General features: G+C 67.0%; 16 protein-coding genes. 7 read left to right on the top strand and 9 right to left on the bottom strand.

The window, feature by feature from the left end; translation table 11 throughout:
* Window positions 1–71 precede the first annotated feature (71 nt).
* Genes A5740_RS11300 through A5740_RS11290 form a run of 3 tightly spaced genes read right to left on the bottom strand, consistent with a single transcriptional unit; the run spans window position 72 to window position 3,614 of the window.
* Complete coding sequence (locus A5740_RS11300) at window positions 72–1,379, bottom strand: alpha-amylase family protein (RefSeq protein WP_076194070.1); 1,308 nt, start codon at window positions 1,377–1,379, stop codon at window positions 72–74.
* Window positions 1,372–1,851 carry a nucleoside deaminase gene (locus A5740_RS11295; protein WP_076194069.1) on the bottom strand — a complete coding sequence of 160 codons (480 nt, stop codon included), beginning with the start codon at window positions 1,849–1,851 and terminating at the stop codon, window positions 1,372–1,374. The genes A5740_RS11300 and A5740_RS11295 overlap by 8 nt, the downstream gene beginning before the upstream one ends.
* 26 nt (window positions 1,852–1,877) lie before the next feature.
* On the bottom strand, window positions 1,878–3,614 hold the full coding sequence (locus tag A5740_RS11290) for a tetratricopeptide repeat protein (protein WP_076194067.1): 1,737 nt from the start codon (window positions 3,612–3,614) through the stop codon (window positions 1,878–1,880).
* A 14-nt stretch (window positions 3,615–3,628) separates the two neighbouring features.
* Here A5740_RS11290 and A5740_RS11285 point away from each other — a divergent pair, with 14 nt between their 5' ends.
* Complete coding sequence (locus A5740_RS11285; protein ID WP_076194066.1) at window positions 3,629–4,264, top strand: PaaI family thioesterase; 636 nt, start codon at window positions 3,629–3,631, stop codon at window positions 4,262–4,264.
* Here A5740_RS11285 and A5740_RS11280 read toward each other — a convergent pair.
* Window positions 4,261–6,288, bottom strand: a complete 2,028-nt coding sequence (locus tag A5740_RS11280) for an FUSC family protein (RefSeq protein ID WP_076194064.1) — start codon at window positions 6,286–6,288, stop codon at window positions 4,261–4,263. The two genes, A5740_RS11285 and A5740_RS11280, sit on opposite strands and share 4 nt — an antisense overlap.
* Before the next feature lie 85 nt (window positions 6,289–6,373).
* Here A5740_RS11280 and A5740_RS11275 point away from each other — a divergent pair, with 85 nt between their 5' ends.
* Together A5740_RS11275 and A5740_RS11270 are read left to right on the top strand one after the other, a co-directional pair.
* Entirely contained in the window at window positions 6,374–7,090 is a 717-nt protein-coding gene (locus A5740_RS11275; protein ID WP_076194062.1) for an EthD domain-containing protein, read from the top strand.
* Between the two features lie 53 nt (window positions 7,091–7,143).
* Window positions 7,144–7,905, top strand: a complete 762-nt coding sequence (locus A5740_RS11270) for an enoyl-CoA hydratase/isomerase family protein (protein ID WP_076194060.1) — start codon at window positions 7,144–7,146, stop codon at window positions 7,903–7,905.
* On the opposite strand, the gene A5740_RS11265 is transcribed toward A5740_RS11270, so the two are convergent.
* Both A5740_RS11265 and A5740_RS11260 read right to left on the bottom strand, forming a co-directional pair.
* The gene (locus tag A5740_RS11265) at window positions 7,895–8,107 is read right to left on the bottom strand and encodes a bacterioferritin-associated ferredoxin (protein WP_076194058.1); all 213 of its coding nucleotides are present in this window, start codon (window positions 8,105–8,107) and stop codon (window positions 7,895–7,897) included. The genes A5740_RS11270 and A5740_RS11265 overlap by 11 nt on opposite strands.
* On the bottom strand, window positions 8,107–8,742 hold the full coding sequence (locus A5740_RS11260; RefSeq protein ID WP_076194056.1) for a fatty-acid--CoA ligase: 636 nt from the start codon (window positions 8,740–8,742) through the stop codon (window positions 8,107–8,109). Before A5740_RS11260 ends, A5740_RS11265 begins: the two co-directional genes overlap by 1 nt.
* A gap of 241 nt (window positions 8,743–8,983) precedes the next feature.
* Here A5740_RS11260 and bfr point away from each other — a divergent pair, with 241 nt between their 5' ends.
* The 4 genes from bfr (at window position 8,984) to A5740_RS11240 (ending at window position 12,605) form a co-directional block, all read left to right on the top strand.
* Complete coding sequence (bfr, locus tag A5740_RS11255; protein WP_067768758.1) at window positions 8,984–9,463, top strand: bacterioferritin; 480 nt, start codon at window positions 8,984–8,986, stop codon at window positions 9,461–9,463.
* Window positions 9,464–9,606: 143 nt separating this feature from the next.
* Window positions 9,607–11,670, top strand: a complete 2,064-nt coding sequence (locus A5740_RS11250; RefSeq protein ID WP_076194055.1) for an MDR family MFS transporter — start codon at window positions 9,607–9,609, stop codon at window positions 11,668–11,670.
* Between the two features lie 42 nt (window positions 11,671–11,712).
* Window positions 11,713–12,195, top strand: coding sequence for a carboxymuconolactone decarboxylase family protein (locus A5740_RS11245; RefSeq protein ID WP_076194053.1), 483 nt, complete (start codon window positions 11,713–11,715; stop codon window positions 12,193–12,195).
* A 44-nt stretch (window positions 12,196–12,239) separates the two neighbouring features.
* Window positions 12,240–12,605 (top strand): VOC family protein, encoded by a 366-nt coding sequence (locus A5740_RS11240; RefSeq protein WP_076194051.1) that lies wholly within the window; start codon window positions 12,240–12,242, stop codon window positions 12,603–12,605.
* 18 nt (window positions 12,606–12,623) lie between these two features.
* Here A5740_RS11240 and A5740_RS11235 read toward each other — a convergent pair whose 3' ends face one another.
* The 3 genes from A5740_RS11235 to A5740_RS11225 all read right to left on the bottom strand — a co-directional run bounded on the left by A5740_RS11235 (window position 12,624) and on the right by A5740_RS11225 (window position 15,873).
* Window positions 12,624–13,040: a nuclear transport factor 2 family protein gene (locus A5740_RS11235; protein ID WP_175616223.1), complete on the bottom strand. Its 417-nt coding sequence runs from the start codon at window positions 13,038–13,040 to the stop codon at window positions 12,624–12,626.
* Window positions 13,041–13,056: 16 nt separating this feature from the next.
* Window positions 13,057–14,847 (bottom strand): amidohydrolase family protein, encoded by a 1,791-nt coding sequence (locus tag A5740_RS11230; RefSeq protein ID WP_076194048.1) that lies wholly within the window; start codon window positions 14,845–14,847, stop codon window positions 13,057–13,059.
* Window positions 14,848–14,946: 99 nt separating this feature from the next.
* The gene (locus tag A5740_RS11225) at window positions 14,947–15,873 is read right to left on the bottom strand and encodes an SDR family oxidoreductase (protein WP_076194046.1); all 927 of its coding nucleotides are present in this window, start codon (window positions 15,871–15,873) and stop codon (window positions 14,947–14,949) included.
* Window positions 15,874–15,936 lie beyond the last annotated feature (63 nt).

Raw genomic sequence — 15,936 nt, 5'->3', positions numbered from 1 at the left:
GACCCGTTTGACCGCGCCCGGTTCGTCACAGCTCGAGATGAGGTGTATCCACTCGGTGACCGTCAAATTGCTCAGTGCGGCTGGATGATCAACCAGCCGTGTGGGGCAACGTCCGCGTGGCTGATCTCGTCCTGCGGTGGCGCGCCCGATCCGGCGATGACGACGCCCGCCTGCACACCGAGATCGGGTAACGACAATGTCAGTGTCGTATCGCCGCCATTGAGGGCCACGATCAGCGATTCGGTGCCGGCTCTGGTCCGGTAGACGTAGTGCGTGTTGGTCAGCAACAACGGTGAGGTGGTCGCGGTGTGCAGCCACGGGTGGCGCCGGCGTAGTCCGATCAGATGCCGGTGTAGCCGTAGAGCGTCCGAATCCTCAGCGGGAGAGGTGAATTCGGGGCGGACCGCATCGTCACCGCCGCGCCGCTGTTCTTTCACACCGCGGTACGCCGATTCGTCACCGGCGTAGATGCTCGGGGTGCCGCCGGTGGTCAGCAGGACCGCGAGCGCATGTTCGACGTGCGTGGGGTTCTCCAGTTGGCTGGCGATCCGGGTCACGTCATGGTTACCGATGAAGGTCAACGGTACGAATGTGTCGAGAAAGTCGTTGTGCCGCTGGAGTGCCCAGTCCAGTTCGTGGAAGTTGCCGTCGTTGAGGCTGCTCCAGATGGCCTTCCACAGCTCGTACTGGGTGACCGAATCGACCGTCGACGCCTGCACGGTCGCTTTGTAGTCACCGTGGATCACCTCACTGACGAACCACGCGTGTGGGAACTTCTGCCGGACCGAGGGCAGCACCCGCGCCCAGAACTGGTCGGGCACCGCATACGCGGCGTCGAGGCGCCAACCGTCGGCGCCTCGGCCGAGCCAGTGCTCCAGAACCGCGGTGGTGTAATCCGCCACGTCGGCATCGTCGTGGTTCAACGCGATCAGCTCGTCGTGGCCTTCGAAGGTGTCGAATCGAGAGGTGTTGCCGCGCCTGCGAAACCACGCCGACGACGGATGGTCCGAGCCGCCGTCGAGCGCTTCGCGGTATCGGGCGAAGTCGGTGCCCACGTGGTTGAACACCCCGTCGAGCAGGATGCGCAGCCCGCGGTGGCGGGCCTCGGCCACCAGGTGGTCGAAATCGTCGTCGTCACCCAGGCGCGGGTCGATGCGGAAATGGTCGGTGGTGTCGTAGCCGTGGGTTCGGGACGCGAAGATCGGGCCGAGCGCGATCCCGGAGGCGCCGAGCTGCACGGCGTGGTCGAGCCAACCGACGATGCGCCGTAACCGGTGCTCATCGGCGGTCGGCGGGGTATCGGCGGGGAACGCGCCGACGAAACCCAGTGGGTAGACCTGCCACCAGATGGCGTGTGCCACCCACCGCGGTTCAGACACGGAACTTCGCCGCATAGAGGTCCTTCATCGGCGCGGCGAGTTCGCCGGCCGGCCCGTCCACTTCGATGCCGGGGGCCACCGTGGTGATCGGCAGCGGCGCCACCGGCGCGGCCGGCACGCCCCATTCCGACAACCACCGGCTCAACTGGGCCGAGGAGGTGGCATAGACGATGCGGCCCAATCCCACCCAGGCATGTGCGGCCGAGCACATCGGACAGTGCTCACCGGAGGTGTACACCGTGGCATTGGCGCGCTCATCGGGATTCATGTGCTCGGCCGCCCAGCGGGCGATGGCGAATTCCGGATGCTGGGTGGCGTCGCCGCCCTTGACCCGATTGCGATCGGTGAACACCGTCGTGCCGGCGTTGTCGACCAGGATCGATCCGAACGGTTCGTCACCGTCGGCGAGTGCTTCGCGGGCCAACTCGACGCATTGGCGCAACTGACCGAGGTCGTTCTCGCTGATGGCCACTCGGCCGAGTTTACGCGCCGGCCCGCTCAGGACTTCTCGCCGCAACATGGAGATGCGACGTCCAGACGGCAGGCGCAGGAGGCGCGCACGGTGACGTCGGCCCGGGCCAGCGCCAGCTCGAGTTGCCGGCCGATGATGACGGCCTCGGCGTCGCGGCCCAGCCGCCGGAGGCATTCGTGGTAGCCGTGCAGGCTCCAGACGTTGTTGGGATGCTGGCTGGACCGGCTCAGCGTGGGGTCCAGGCCGAGATCGGCGGCGTAGACGCGAGCGGCCTGTTCGACCCGGCCCTGTTCGAGCAGGAGCGCGCCGTAAGCATGCCGGGTGGGCTGCATCCACCCCCACGGTTCGTCGTAGGGCAGCGCGTCGTCGAGGTCGATCGCGCGGCGCAGCTGGGAGAAGGCGGTCTCGTGATCGCCTTCTCGATAGGCGATCTCGCCGCGGAGCATCTGTTCGGCGATGGCGAGGATGTCTCGGCTGGTGTTGTTGAACAGGTAGCGGGTGTCGGGGATACGCCGGTAGGCCGCGAGGAAAGCGACCAGCTCGGCGCGGGCCGCTTCGATCTGTCCGGTGGCCGCGTAGGCGACGCCACGGCCGTAGTGCACTGTCGCGGTGGTGGTGCAGTACAGGTCGGGATCGGTGGGCAATGGTTCAGCGATCAGGTCATCCCATCGGCCGAAGCGCACCAGCACGTGCACTCGCAACGGCACGAACGCTTCCAGCCAGTCCGCCATCGGCGGCGAGGAGACGGACAGTACGTCGGGGGTGAGCTGAGCGGCCAATTCCTCGGCCGCGTCGAGCGCGATCTGCGAACTGCCTTCGAACATCGCCGAATAGACCACGAAGTGCAGGTCGTGGGCCCGGTAGAGCGAGTAGAAGTTCAGTGCGCCTTCGCGCGCGACGAACTTCCGGTCGGCGTGTACCGCGGCAAGATTGGCTGTCACCGAGCTGCGGTAGTCGCCACACAGCACGTCGATGTGGCTGGCCATGTGTTGGAGATGTCCGGCGTCGGGCACCAGCCCGCGCAGCAGATCCGCGGCCGGCAGTGCCGCCTGGGGCGTGGCCGACATCTCCATGGCGTGGATGTAGAGGTGCAGAATGCCGGGGTGCCGGCGACCGGCGGCGGTATCCAGCGCCGCGTCGAGGATGCGTTTCGCCTCCACCACGCGCGATCCCGGGGCGGGCTCACCGGTGCGGCCGTCCCACAACGCCCACGCCGTGACATTGAGCAGGGCATCGGCGGCCAGTGCCTGCACGTCGATGTCCTCGGGATGGTGCCGGGCGAGCGTGGCCATCGCCTCGGCGTATGCGGTATGTCCGGCGGACAGGGTCGCCGTGTCGTCGGGGTCGGCAGTCGGAAATCGCTTGTGCAGCGCGGAGATCAGCCCGCGTTCCACTGCGCTCGCGCGGCCGGTGGCCGCCCGTTCGAGTTCGGCCCGGGCCCGGTCGAGTGAGGCGCGCAGATCCGTCGGGTCGAAGGCCTCCCATGCCTTGTTGTAGTTGGGGCCGACCGCGTAGGCGATACCCCAGCGGGCGAGCGCGAAATCCGGGTCGAGGACGAGTGCGCGTTCGAAGCAGCGGACGGCTTCTTCGTGGTTGAACGCGTAGGACCACACCATGCCGCGGTCGAACCACACCTGCGCCGGCCGCGACGGGGTGTCCGTCCGCCGGTGATAGGACCCGAGCCGGTAATAGGGTTCGGTCTGAGCAGGATCCGTCACGACCGTGACGGTACGCGGGTGGCTCGACACCGGCGAGGCGAACATGGTCTAGTGCTGAGATGCCGGGTTACACCCATGTCGAAGGGCTCACGTCCGCGGATGTTCAGCGTCTGCGGGCGGTGTGGGAGCCGTTGGCCGGATCGGTGCGCGCGCTGATCGACGCCACCATTCGCTCCGAGGTCGACGCCGAGGAGGTCGCCGCCGTGCGGGCCCAGATCGACGATGCCACGGCGCGGTTGCAGGCCCGGCAGATCGACGGACCGTTCGGGGTCCGCTACACCTCCGACGGCGACCGGATGCCGTGGGGTAACCCGGCGATCGGCATCCGGAATCCGATGGCGCCGCCGTTGGTGATCGTCAAGGAAGCCGACGGTGGGGTGCGGACGGATTTTCACGTCGGCGCGGCCTACGAAGGCCCACCCGGCCATGTCCACGGCGGGATGGTGGCCATGGTGCTCGACCACGTGTTGGGGGAGGTGGCTGCCAGTGACTCGGATCGGCCCCGGTTCACCGGCACCCTGACCATCCGGTATCTGCGGGCCACCCCGCTGGGGGATCTGCACGCCGAGGGCCGGATCACCCGTACCGACGGAATCAAAGCCTTTGCGTCAGGCCATGTTTCAGATGCCCAAGGCATCACGGCCGAGGCCGAGGGGGTCTTCATCCTGCCGAAGTGGGCGCGCGGACAGGCTTAGCGCGACTCACCCGCCGCGGCCACCCGGTCGATCGCGATCTCTTCGAGGCTGCGGGTGATCGTGACGAGCTCGCCGATCAGGATGCGCGCCGCACCGTTGTCGGCGGACAGTGTCGAGGCCACGTTGTGCAGCCGCCGCAGCGCGGTCGACAGTTCGGCGGTGTCCAGGCTCCACGGCACCGCGGGGCTCGGTGGTGCCCCGCGCAGCGCTTCGACGTAATCGTCGACCGCAGCGACGAACTCGCCGTGCAACGCCGACGACGGGTGGGTCGGCAGGCTGTTCTCCAGCGTGGTGCAGGCGCTGGTCACCGAGTTGAGCGCGGTCCGGTAGGACCGCAACCAGCGCCGCAGGATCGGCGGGTCCAAGCTGGTCGCACCCCACGCGGCTTCGAAGGCGGCCCGTGCGCGGAACGCCCGCTGCCAGGCTGCCGACAGGACCTCGGCAGGGTGGTCGATCTCGTGCACGAATGCCTTGATCACCAGTGCGGCATAGTCGATCTCGGTCATCAGTAGTTCGCCGGCGCGCTGACGCAACCGGATCAGGGCATGGTCGGGCAGCGCCACATGCGCCATCACCGCGAAGCCGCCACCGATCAGCACCGCGAACAGTCGGTCGGTGTTGCCCGCCCAGGGCGCCGTGGCACTGACCCCGACAGCGAACATCACGATCGCGCCGACCGTCGCGCCCACGGCGAGGTAGCCGAACTGCGATACCGCATAGGCGATCCCGACGAACAGCACCGCGCACACCGCCGAGCCGACCGGTCCGGGCTGCCACAACAGGGTGAGTATCGAGGCCACGACGATCCCGACCGCCAGGCCCGCCATCCGTCCGGCGCAGCGGGTGTAGGTGTGCGCGGTCTCGGGGCGCAGCACCACCACCACGGCCAACGGCATCCAGTAGCCGTGTTCGAGACCGCCGTACCGGGCGGCGGCCACGGCCAGCGCTGTCGTCACCGACAACCGGATCGCGTGCCGCAGGATCGGCGAGGTCCAGCTCAGGTGAGATCGGACCACAGCGGGCGCCGAGGCCAGCGAGCCGATCAGATCGGGCCGGTGTAACTGGCCGAACCGCAGCACCGCGGCCTCGCGCAACTGTTCGCACAGGCGTTGTGCCAGCGCGGCTTCGGGCCCGGTCACCGCGGCGGCGGCGGTGCGAACCCGCACCAGGGCATGTTCGGCGTCCCGGCGGGCGGTGTGGCCGTGGTCGGCGATCGCGTCGAGCAGCACTGCGGTGGCGGTCAACAGCTGTGGCAGCCCGGACTCGGCGGCCGATGGGTCGCCGTCGTCGCTCGAGTTGTCCCGATCAGCGGTGGAGCGCAGCGAGGCCAGGGTGCCCGCGATGCGTTCTGGCAGCCGGTAGCCGCCGTGGTAGGCGCGGGGGCGTTGGCTGACCTGGCTGTCGGCGAAGACCTCTCGCAGCCAGGTGAGCGGGGCGTCGTCGACGGTCGCGGTGCAGTCGGCAGCGACGTTGCGCGCATCACCGGCCAAGGCGCGGTACGCCCGGGTCAATCCCTCGCGCTGAACGCGCCAACGGCGCGGTGGCCAGACGGCGATCAGTACCGCCTGCACCACGCCGGCCACGACCACCAGGGTGGGCGCGAGTACGGACTGGGCGAGGTTGAAGGCGGTCGGTGGGGCGAGTACCAGCAAGGCGCTGGCTGCCGAGGCCACGAGCCCGGCATTGGCGCCGAGTGACCACTGCATGCCGGCGGCAAAGCACCAGAGGGCCACGACGGCGATGAACACCGGACTGTGGCCGCCGACGAGGGAGCCGATCAACACCGCGATGGCCAGTTCCACGGTGCCGGCCAGCACCAGGGGGATCCGGCCGCCGGGACTGCGCTGCAGCGCGATGGCACTGGCGATGATGGCGCCGCCGAGTGTCCACATCGCCGTCGCACCTGACCCGGCGGCCAGTGCGACGGCAGTGACGCCCAAGACGCCGATCAGGCTGCGGGCCACCGCACCGGCGTCGGGGGTACTGAGCCGGAGTGCGTCGGCTGCCTGTCCACCCGTGTGCACCCGTCCATTCTCACTCGCTGCACGGCTGCGGCGGCACATCCGCCCGCGCGTGGCGCCCAGCGGGGCGGCGGTAGGTTCTCCCATCGTGGAGAAAGTCATGGTCCTGATGCGCGCCGCGCAGGCGGACGAGCCGTGGTGTGACCGATTGCGAACCCGGGTCCGCGATGAACTACTGGCTCTCGGGCTGCCCGGGTTGGCGCTCAACGTCCGCGACGGTGCGGTGCGTGATTCGCTGATGACGTTGACGACACTGGATCCGCCGGTGGTCGCGGTGGTCAGCATGTGGGTCCGGCAGTACTACGGTGAGCAGGTCGAAGGCGCGCTGGAAGTGCTTGCCGGCGAGTGTGATTCGCTCGCGGCGTATCTGGTCACCGAATCGGTGCCGATGGCCGCACCGTCGACGGTACCGGGGGAGCGCACCGACGGGCTGGCCAACATCGCGCTGCTGCGCCGGCCGGCCGAACTCGACGCGGCGACCTGGCTGCACCGCTGGCACCGCGACCATACCCCGGTGGCCATCGAAACCCAGGCCACATTCGGCTACACCCAGAACACCGTGGTCCGCGCGCTCACGGCCGACGCGGTCGCGATCGACGGCATCGTGGAGGAGTTGTTCCCGCAAGCTGCGGTGTCGGATCTGCACGCGTTCTTCGGCGCTGCCGACGACGCCGATCTCGCCGACCGGATGCGCCGGATGGTGGCCAGTACCGATGCCTTCGGCGCGAGCACCAACATCGACACCGTGCCGACCAGTCGCTACGTCTACGTCACGCCGTTCGGCGGACCCGCCCCCGCCGAGTGAAACGTGTTCTAGTTAGGCTGCAGCGGCCACGGCGCGCACGCGAGGAGTGAAAATTGACCCTGCTGATCGAGGACGACAATCGGGTTCGCACGTTGACCCTCAACCGCCCCGACGCCCTCAACGCGTTCAACGAGGCGCTGTATGACGAGGTGACGGTGGCACTGCGCGCCGCGGCCGAGGATCCTGAGGTCGCGGTGGTGCTGCTGACCGGTGCCGGCCGCGCATTCAGCGCGGGCAATGACCTCGTCGAGATGCAACATCGCATCGCCAATCCGGATTTCGCCCCGGGTGAGCACGGGTTCTACGGGATGATCGAGGTCCTGGCGGATTTTCCGAAGCCGTTGATCTGCGCGGTCAACGGGGTCGGCGTGGGCATCGGTGCCACCATCCTGGGCTTCGCCGATCTGGCGTTCATGTCGTCTTCGGCGCGCCTGAAGTGCCCGTTCACCAGTCTCGGAGTGGCCCCGGAGGCAGCGTCCTCCTACCTGATGCCGCGGTTGCTCGGTAAGCAGAACGCCGCTTGGCTGTTGATGTCCTCGGAGTGGATCGATGCCCCGCAGGCGGCCCAGATGGGCCTGGTGTGGCAGGTGTGTGACCCTGACGACCTGTTGCCGCAGGCCCGGCGACACGCCGAAATCCTTGCCGCCAAGCCGATTTCGAGTCTGATGGCGGTCAAGCAGACCATGGTGGCCCCGATTCGGGATGCCATCTCGGCGGCTGTCGAGCGCGAGAAGGCGTTGTTCGTCGAGCTGGTGGGTGCGGCGGCCAATGCCGATGCGCTGGCGCAGTTCGCCGATCGGAAAACTAGCGGGTGACCCGTGACGGGCAGCCGTTGACCTGCGAGGGGCGTTCGTCGGCCTGGTGAGCCGCGATGATGGCGCGGATTGTGCGCCGGCAGCGTCCGCAGTCGGCACCGGCGCCGCAGGCCTCGGCGACGGCTTTGGAGGTGGTGGCGCCCGAGGCCACGATCTCGTTGACGACCTGACTGGTCGTCCCGGTGCACAGGCAGACGAACATCAGCCGTCCTGCTCGTCGACGTCCATGATGTGGGCCAACTTGCCCACGAACAGGCTCGGGTACGCACCGAACCCTGCCGTGGTCATCCATTCGGCCGCCGCGTCGGGGTGGTCGATCCACTGGCGGGCACTGATCTCGTCGGAGACCTCCTGCAGGATCATCACTTCCTGGCCGTCGTCGAGCGCCTGGTACACCCAGATCTTGCGGATGCCGCCCTGCTCGAAGCGGTCGAGACCGTCGTGCACCTTGCGCATCAGGGTGGGCACGTCGTCGACGGTGGCCACGGCGCCCACGATGACCCCGGCCACATGCCCGCGTGGGGACGGCTCGGTCAGATCGATCTTCTCCACCACTTCGCCGCCGAATACCGGTGGAATATCTTCGACGCCGGAAATATCGAACCACTCGAAAATCGCCGGCGAGCGCAGGACGTCGCGGATCGACCGGGCGTGCCGGATGCCGATGGTCACCAGTACCCGGCCCGGCTCCCAAATTGATTTATAAAGCACCACATGGTGGGCCCCGATAGAGTGCAGACCGGAACGATGTTTCTCCATCCATTTCCACATCTGTTCCACGTCGTCGACCCGGAAATCACACGACAAAATGAGCGAGTGTAAATCGTACTCACTCATTTTCATCGGCCTTTCTTTCGGGGGCGTCCGGTATGTTAGCGGAGTCTAACCTTAGTTAGGACAGGCAGTCCACCCATCGTGGCCACGCGGCGCCGCGCGCGGTCCGACAGGGCGGCAATCTTGCGAGAACACGCCGGAATTCGGTGTTGAGCGTTGCCTTGGTACGCCCTTTCTGCACTAGATTGGGGGTGCGCAGCAAATGGCAACACTTGACCAGCCCTCAAGGTGCTTAGGAGTGACGATGCAAGGCGATCCCGATGTTCTGAAATTGCTCAACGAGCAATTGACGAGCGAACTCACCGCAATTAACCAATATTTCCTGCATTCGAAGATGCAGGACAATTGGGGATTTACCGAACTGGCCGAACACACCCGCGCCGAATCATTCGAAGAGATGCGGCATGCGGAGACCATCACCGATCGAATCCTGCTGTTGGACGGTCTGCCGAACTATCAGCGGCTGTTCTCCCTGCGGGTCGGGCAGACGCTGCGCGAGCAGTTCGAGGCCGACCTGGCGATCGAGTACGAGGTGGTGGCCCGACTGAAGCCCGGGATCATCATGTGCCGGGAGAAGCAGGACGCCACCTCGGCAGGAATCCTGGAGACCATCCTGGCCGACGAGGAAGGTCACATCGACTACCTCGAAACGCAATTGGAGCTGATGGACAAGCTGGGCGACGCGCTGTATGCCGCGCAGTGCGTCTCGCGGCCGCCCAAGTAGACCGTCACGTCGGGCGTTTTCAACTCGGGTCGCCCCGGGTAGCCGGTGAACCACCGGATGCCCGGGGCGGCTTTGTTCGTGGTGTAACTTCCATAGCCTATCTAACGATATAGGTGTGAACCCGAGGCCGGCGAAAGGATGTCATGACGAGCCCGACCACAACCGACGAGCAGCCATCCGGCGGCGCGCCGCTGCTCAGCGTGCGCAGACGCAACCTGGTGTTCGTTGCCGTTCTGCTCGGCATGCTGCTGGCCTCGCTCAACCAGACCATCGTTGCCACGGCTCTGCCCACCGTGGTGGCCGATCTCGGCGGAGCCGGGCATCAGGCGTGGGTGGTGACCAGCTACCTCCTGGCTTCGACGGTCGTCACCGCCGTCGTCGGCAAGGTCGGCGACATCTTCGGGCGCAAAGCGGTGTACCAGACCGCCGTCCTGTGTTTTCTCGCCGGCTCGATCCTCAGCGGACTGTCGGGGTCGATGGCGATGTTGGTCGCCGCGCGGGCCCTGCAGGGGATCGGCGGCGGTGCGATCATGGTGACGTCGTCCGCCTTGATCGCCGAGGTGATCCCGCTCCGTGATCGGGGGCGCTATCAGGGCGCGCTCGGGGCGGTGTTCGGCGTCACCACCGTGGCCGGTCCGCTGCTGGGCGGCTTCGTCACCGATCACCTCGGCTGGCGGTGGGCATTCTGGCTCAGCATCCCGGTCGGCATCGTCGTCCTGCTGGTCTCGGCCGCCACCATCCCGGCGCTGGCCGCCCGTACTGCCCGACCGGTCATCGATTACGCCGGGATCGTCTGGGTCGGGATCGGCGCATCGGGCCTGACCTTGGCGACCAGCCTCGGCGGCGAAGTGGCGTGGACGTCGCCGGCCATCATCGGACTGGTCATCGGCTCCGTGCTGGCCCTGGCGATGTTCGTGCGGGTCGAAATGCGGGCGGCCGAGCCGATCCTGCCGATGCGGCTGTTCCGAAACCCCGTGTTCTCGATGTGCTGTGTGCTGTCGCTGGTCGTCGGATTCGCCATGCTCGGTGCGCTGACGTTCATGCCCACCTTCATGCAGTTCGTCGACGGTGTATCGCCGTCGGAATCCGGGCTGCGGACCATGCCGATGGTGGTCGGGTTGCTGATCACCTCGACGGTCAGCGGCAGTCTGGTGGGCCGCACCGGCCGTTACAAGATCTACCCGGTCGCCGGAACGGCGATCATGCTGGTCGGTTTCGTACTGCTGTCCCGGATGGATGCCGCGACGCCGATCTCGCTGCAGTCGCTGTACCTGTTGATCCTCGGCGCCGGTATCGGCATGTGCATGCAGGTGCTGGTCCTCATCGTGCAGAACACGTCGAGTTTCGCCGATCTCGGAGTGGCGACCTCCGGTGTGACGTTCTTCCGGACGATCGGCAGTTCGTTCGGTGCTGCGATCTTCGGGTCCCTGTTCGCCGGGTTCCTTTCCGACCGGCTGCCCGGTGCGCTGGCCGACAGTGGCGCCCCGGCCGTCGCGGGCGCCTCACCCAAGGCACTGCACGAGCTTCCGCCCGAGGTCGCCGCGCCGATCGTGAACGCCTACGCCGACGCGCTGGATCTGGTGTTCCTGTGCGCGGCGCCGGTGGCGCTGTTGGGCTTCGTGGTGGCCCTCTTCCTCAAGGAGGTGCCGTTGCTCGAGGCCGAGACCACGCTGGCGGCCGATCTGGGCGAAGGCTTCGGCATGCCGAGCGCCGAGTCGGCGGACCAGGTGCTGGAGACCGTGATCAGCCGGTTGATGCGCAGTTCACCCGAGATCCGGTTGCGGACGGTCGCGGGGAGCCCGGGGTGCGAACTCGATGTGGCCGGATTGTGGGCCCTGCTCAAGATCTACCGCCACAGCCAGGTGTTCGGCTCGGCCCGACTGACCGAGATCGCCGATCGGCTCGTCGTGCCCTACGAAGTCCTCGAACCGACGTTCAACCGCCTGGTGCAGGACGGCTACGTGCTGCGCACGGGAGACAGCCTGTGGCTGACCCAGAGCGGCGTTCGTCAGGTCGATGAAGTCTCCGCCGCACTGGTGGGACGAATCGTCGAGAAGCTGGGGGAGTCACCCTCATTCGAAGGCCGTCCGGACCGGTCCCAGGTCGAGGCCGCCCTCGAGCGCATCGCGCACCGGGTTGTGGTGCAGCGGGACTGGGGCGATGACCACCGGACCCCTGAGCTGGCCGGCGCGAAGACGAGAAACTAGAACTTGTTCGGTGAACGAGCCTGCCGCGCGTACGATTCGGCCATGAGCCGTATCGGAGACTTCCCCGACGACGACGTGGCCGGCTGGATCCTCAAATCTCCTGACATCGGCACCGCGATGGCCAACTTCACCAACGCGGTGTACACCAAGGGGCGGCTGCCGCTGCGGGTTCGAGAACTGGCCCGGATGGTGATCGCGCTCGACAACGAATGCACGGTGTGCCAGAACACCCGTGATTCGGAAGGCGCCGCGGCGGGAGTGGACGAGGATCTCTATGACCATGCCGCCGAATGGCAGTCCTGGCCCGGCTACACCGCACAGGAGCGGATCGCCGCCGAGTTCGCCCATCGCTTCGCCACCGGCCACACCGAACTGCGCGACGATGAGGACTTCTGGGACCGGGCCGGCGAGCAGTTCGACGCCGAGTTGCTCACCGACCTGGCGCTGTCGTGTGCGATGTGGCTCGGCATGGGCCGCGTGCTGCGCACGCTCGACATCGGCCAAACCTGCAAGCTGACACTCTGACCCGCGTTGGTTTGTCGAACCGTCTTCCCGGCAATCCAGCCGCCATGATCGGACGACTTCGCTCCATCGTGTTGGACACCCGAAACCCCCAGGCGCTGGGCGAGTTCTATGCCGGGCTGCTCGGCGGCGACATCACCACCGAGGATGAAACCTGGGTGGTGGTGACGGATCCGGACGGTCGGAGGGTGGCGTGCCAGCAGTCCCCGCAGCACGAGCCTCCGGTCTTTCCCGACCCGCGAGGCTCGCAGCAGATGCACCTCGACATCCTGGTCGACGATCCCGACGTGGCCGAGCGGGCGGTGCTGGCCCTGGGCGCCACCCGGGTCACCGATGCCGTCGGCGAGAACAACTTCCGCGTCTTTCGCGACCCGGCCGGGCATCCCTTCTGCCTGGTGTTTGCTACCGACTGACCCGGTTGCCCGCGTCGCTCAGACCAGTCCGGTGGCGTCGAACACCCACGACATGTCGGCGGTGGCGAAGTTCTCCATCCAGTCGGGCGGGGCATGGTCGGCCAGCGCGCTCATGTCCCAATAGTCCTTCCACAGTGTCACCTTGCCGTTTTCGACGCGGTGTACGGTGACGAACTTCAGCACCGCGGATTCTCCACTGGGCCAATGCCATTCCTCATGGTGCTCGTACATGGCATCGGCCCCGTTGTGCACCAGCAGGCCGGAGAAGTTCTCATAGGAGGCCAGTGGTTGCAGGCCGATCTTGAGGCGTTTGACGATGTCCTCGGGCCCCTTGGCCGCTGCGGCCGGACCGACCGGCATGTCCAGGTAGATGCAGTCATCGGACAGGTACGTCTTGAGCAGCTCCCAGTTTCGGTCCGACAGGGCCTTCCACATGCTGCGAACGGTGTCTTCAACGGGCACTGGTCAATTGGCCTTTCTCGACGGACGGAGCGCCGGCGCGGTCGCCGGCGCGTAGGAACCGGCCGGTGCGTTCGTGGCCTACCACCGGGGTGAGCGCGCCGTCGGCGAACACTGTTTTTCCGCCGACGAGAACCGCGGTGACGGTCTGGTCGTTGCGGTTCACCATCCGCGACAGGCCGCCGTAGTGGTCGACGGTTTCCTCGGCGTAGGCGTCGAGAGAGTTGTCGAGGTGCTCGGGGTCGATCACCACGACATCGGCGCGGTCTCCGATACGCAGGTGTCCGGCGTCGATCCGGTACCAGTCGCCGAGTTCACCGGTCAACCGGTGTACCGCCCGCTCGATCGACATGAACGGGGTGCCGGCCCGTTCGGCGTCGCGAACATGCCGCAGGAGCCGCAGCCCCATGTTGTAGAAGGCCATGTTGCGCAGGTGGGCCCCGGCGTCGGAGAAGCCGAGCTGGATGCCCGGGTCGCGGGCCAGCTTCTTGAGTACCTCGGGTCGATGGTTGGAGATCGTGGTCCGCCAGCGGATCGCGCTGCCGTGCTCGAGTACCAGGTCCAGGAAGGTGTCGACCGGATGCAGGCCGCCGCGGTCCTGGCCGACCTGACCGAACGACTTGCCCACCACGGATACGTCGGGGCACGCCACGATCTCGGCGTCGAAGAAGTCGCGGTGCCACACACGCACGCCGAACTTGCTGTCGTAGTCCTTGCGGAACCGGCGGCGGTAGGCCTCGTCGCGCAGCAGGGCATTGCGTTCGACTTCGTCGCGCAGGTGCAGTGCCGCCGCCCCGGACCCGAACTCCTCGAACACCACCAGGTCGATCCCGTCGGCGTACACCTCGAACGGCACCGGAAGATGTTGCCAGCGGAAGTTGCCGCCGAGGGTGTTGGCGGCCCGGGCCAGCGGTCCCATGATCCAGATCGCATACGGGTTGGCCTTGATGTCGGCGGCCGAGAGCAGGCTGGTCTTGAGTGGTCTGCGGAACACCCCGAGTGACTGGGCCACCTGCGAGACCAGGTTGATCGGGTTCTGGATGTCGGGCCCGGACTGCAGTACCCGGCCGGCGCGGCGCAACATCGACTTGAGCCGGCGCAGTTCGCGCGGCCGGGCATAGGTCGACGGCAGTGTGCGGGACCGGCACGTGTCTCCGTCGATCTTGTCGAAAAGCAGTTGTTGGGAGGACATTCCGACGAATCCGGCGTCCAGTGCCTCGGCCAGCATCTGTTCCATGCGGGCCTGTTCGGCGGCAGTCGGCAGTTCGTCTTTTCGGGTGGCCCGGTCCAGGCCCATCACCGCGGTCCGCATGTCGGAATGCCCGATGAAGGCGGCCAGGTTCGGCCCCAGTGGCAGCGATTCCAGGGCCGAGACGTATTCGTCGCAGGTGCTCCAGGTTTTGTGGTTGTCGACCGCGGCGATGACCTGATCGCGCGGGATCGCCTCGACCCGGCCGAACAGATCACCCGCATCGGCCCCACCGACGTGCACGGTCGACAACGAGCAGGAGCCGAGCATCACCGTGGTCACGCCGTGGCGCAGGGACTCCGACAACGACGGGCCGCCCAGCACCTCGACGTCGTAATGCGTGTGGATGTCCAGCATCCCGGGCAGGACCCATTTGCCGCTGGCATCGATGACCTGTGGACAGTCCGTCTCGTCGAGACCGTCGGGGGAGATGGCCACCACGTGCCCGTCGCGAATTCCGATGGTGCGCACCGCTGAGGCCGCGCCGGTGCCGTCGAACCAGCGGCCGTTGTGGATGATTGTGTCGAAGCTCACTCAGCCATAGAACAATCCGCTTGCGTCGGTGTCAACGAAATCCGTGAACAGATTTGAAAAAATGTCTACCCGGCGCGGCGGCAACGCGCTGACGTGCGGTTACAGCGGCAGCCATACGTCGGGAAGCCGCCCGTCGAGGTCGGTGAATCCGTAATGACGGGCCAATGCCGCCGAGCTGACCGACCGCTGATTCCACCGGGCCCGGTCCGGGTCGGCGGCCATCGCGGCCACCCCACGCCCCACGAAGCGCGGCGATTCCGACTCGGCGAAACCGGGCGGTGCGGCCGGGTAACCGTCGGCGCGGGCCAGATCCAGGGCACGCTGCCAGTTGGCCTCGGTGACGCCGTAGTTGTCGAGCATCATCTCCGAGCGCAGCCATCCCGGTGTGACCGCCACCGCGGTGGCGCCGAATGCCGCGAGCTCGTACCCATGGCTGAAGGCCAGCCGGTTGACCGCATTTTTGACCAGATCGTAGAACACCGAGAGACGTGGATTGTCGGCATTGAATTCTGTTGTGCCATCGGTGATCTCGACCAGAAGGCCGCCGGGGCGGTCGGCGAGCAGCGGCAGCAGGCAGTGTGATGTGATCAGGTGGGTGTCCAAACCCAGGCGCAGCATCCGCAACCCGTCGTCGAGGTCGTGCTGCCACATCGGCCGGCCCCAGGTGTCGGGGGGCCCCTTGAGCACCTCGGCTCCCCAGATGTCGTTGACCAGGATGTCGATGTGACCGTAATCGGCCGTGAGCCGCCCGGCCAGCTTGCGCACCTGCGTCACATCGAGGTGGTCGACCTGCACGGCGACACCGGTTCCGCCCAGTTTTGACACCAATTCGGCTGTTTCCTCGATGGTTTCGGGCCGGTCGTAGTCGGAATCGCGGCTCCCACATCTGCTGCTCCGGCCGGTGCACACCACCGTCGCACCCGCTTCCCCGAGCGCGGCGGCGATACCGCGACCGGCACCGCGGGTGGCCCCGGCGACCACGGCGACGCGTCCGGCCAGCGCATCCGGGTCCGGTGAGCAGCCCATCGGATGAGTATCCGCCGCGTACGGTTCCACCGCTGCGATTCGGCATTTCGTCTGATCGCCCAG

The organism is Mycobacterium sp. GA-1841 (genome assembly GCF_001954135.1).
Classification (GTDB): domain Bacteria; phylum Actinomycetota; class Actinomycetes; order Mycobacteriales; family Mycobacteriaceae; genus Mycobacterium.
Note: the sequence above shows the minus strand (reverse complement) of the source record. Positions and strands in the feature narration are given on the sequence as shown.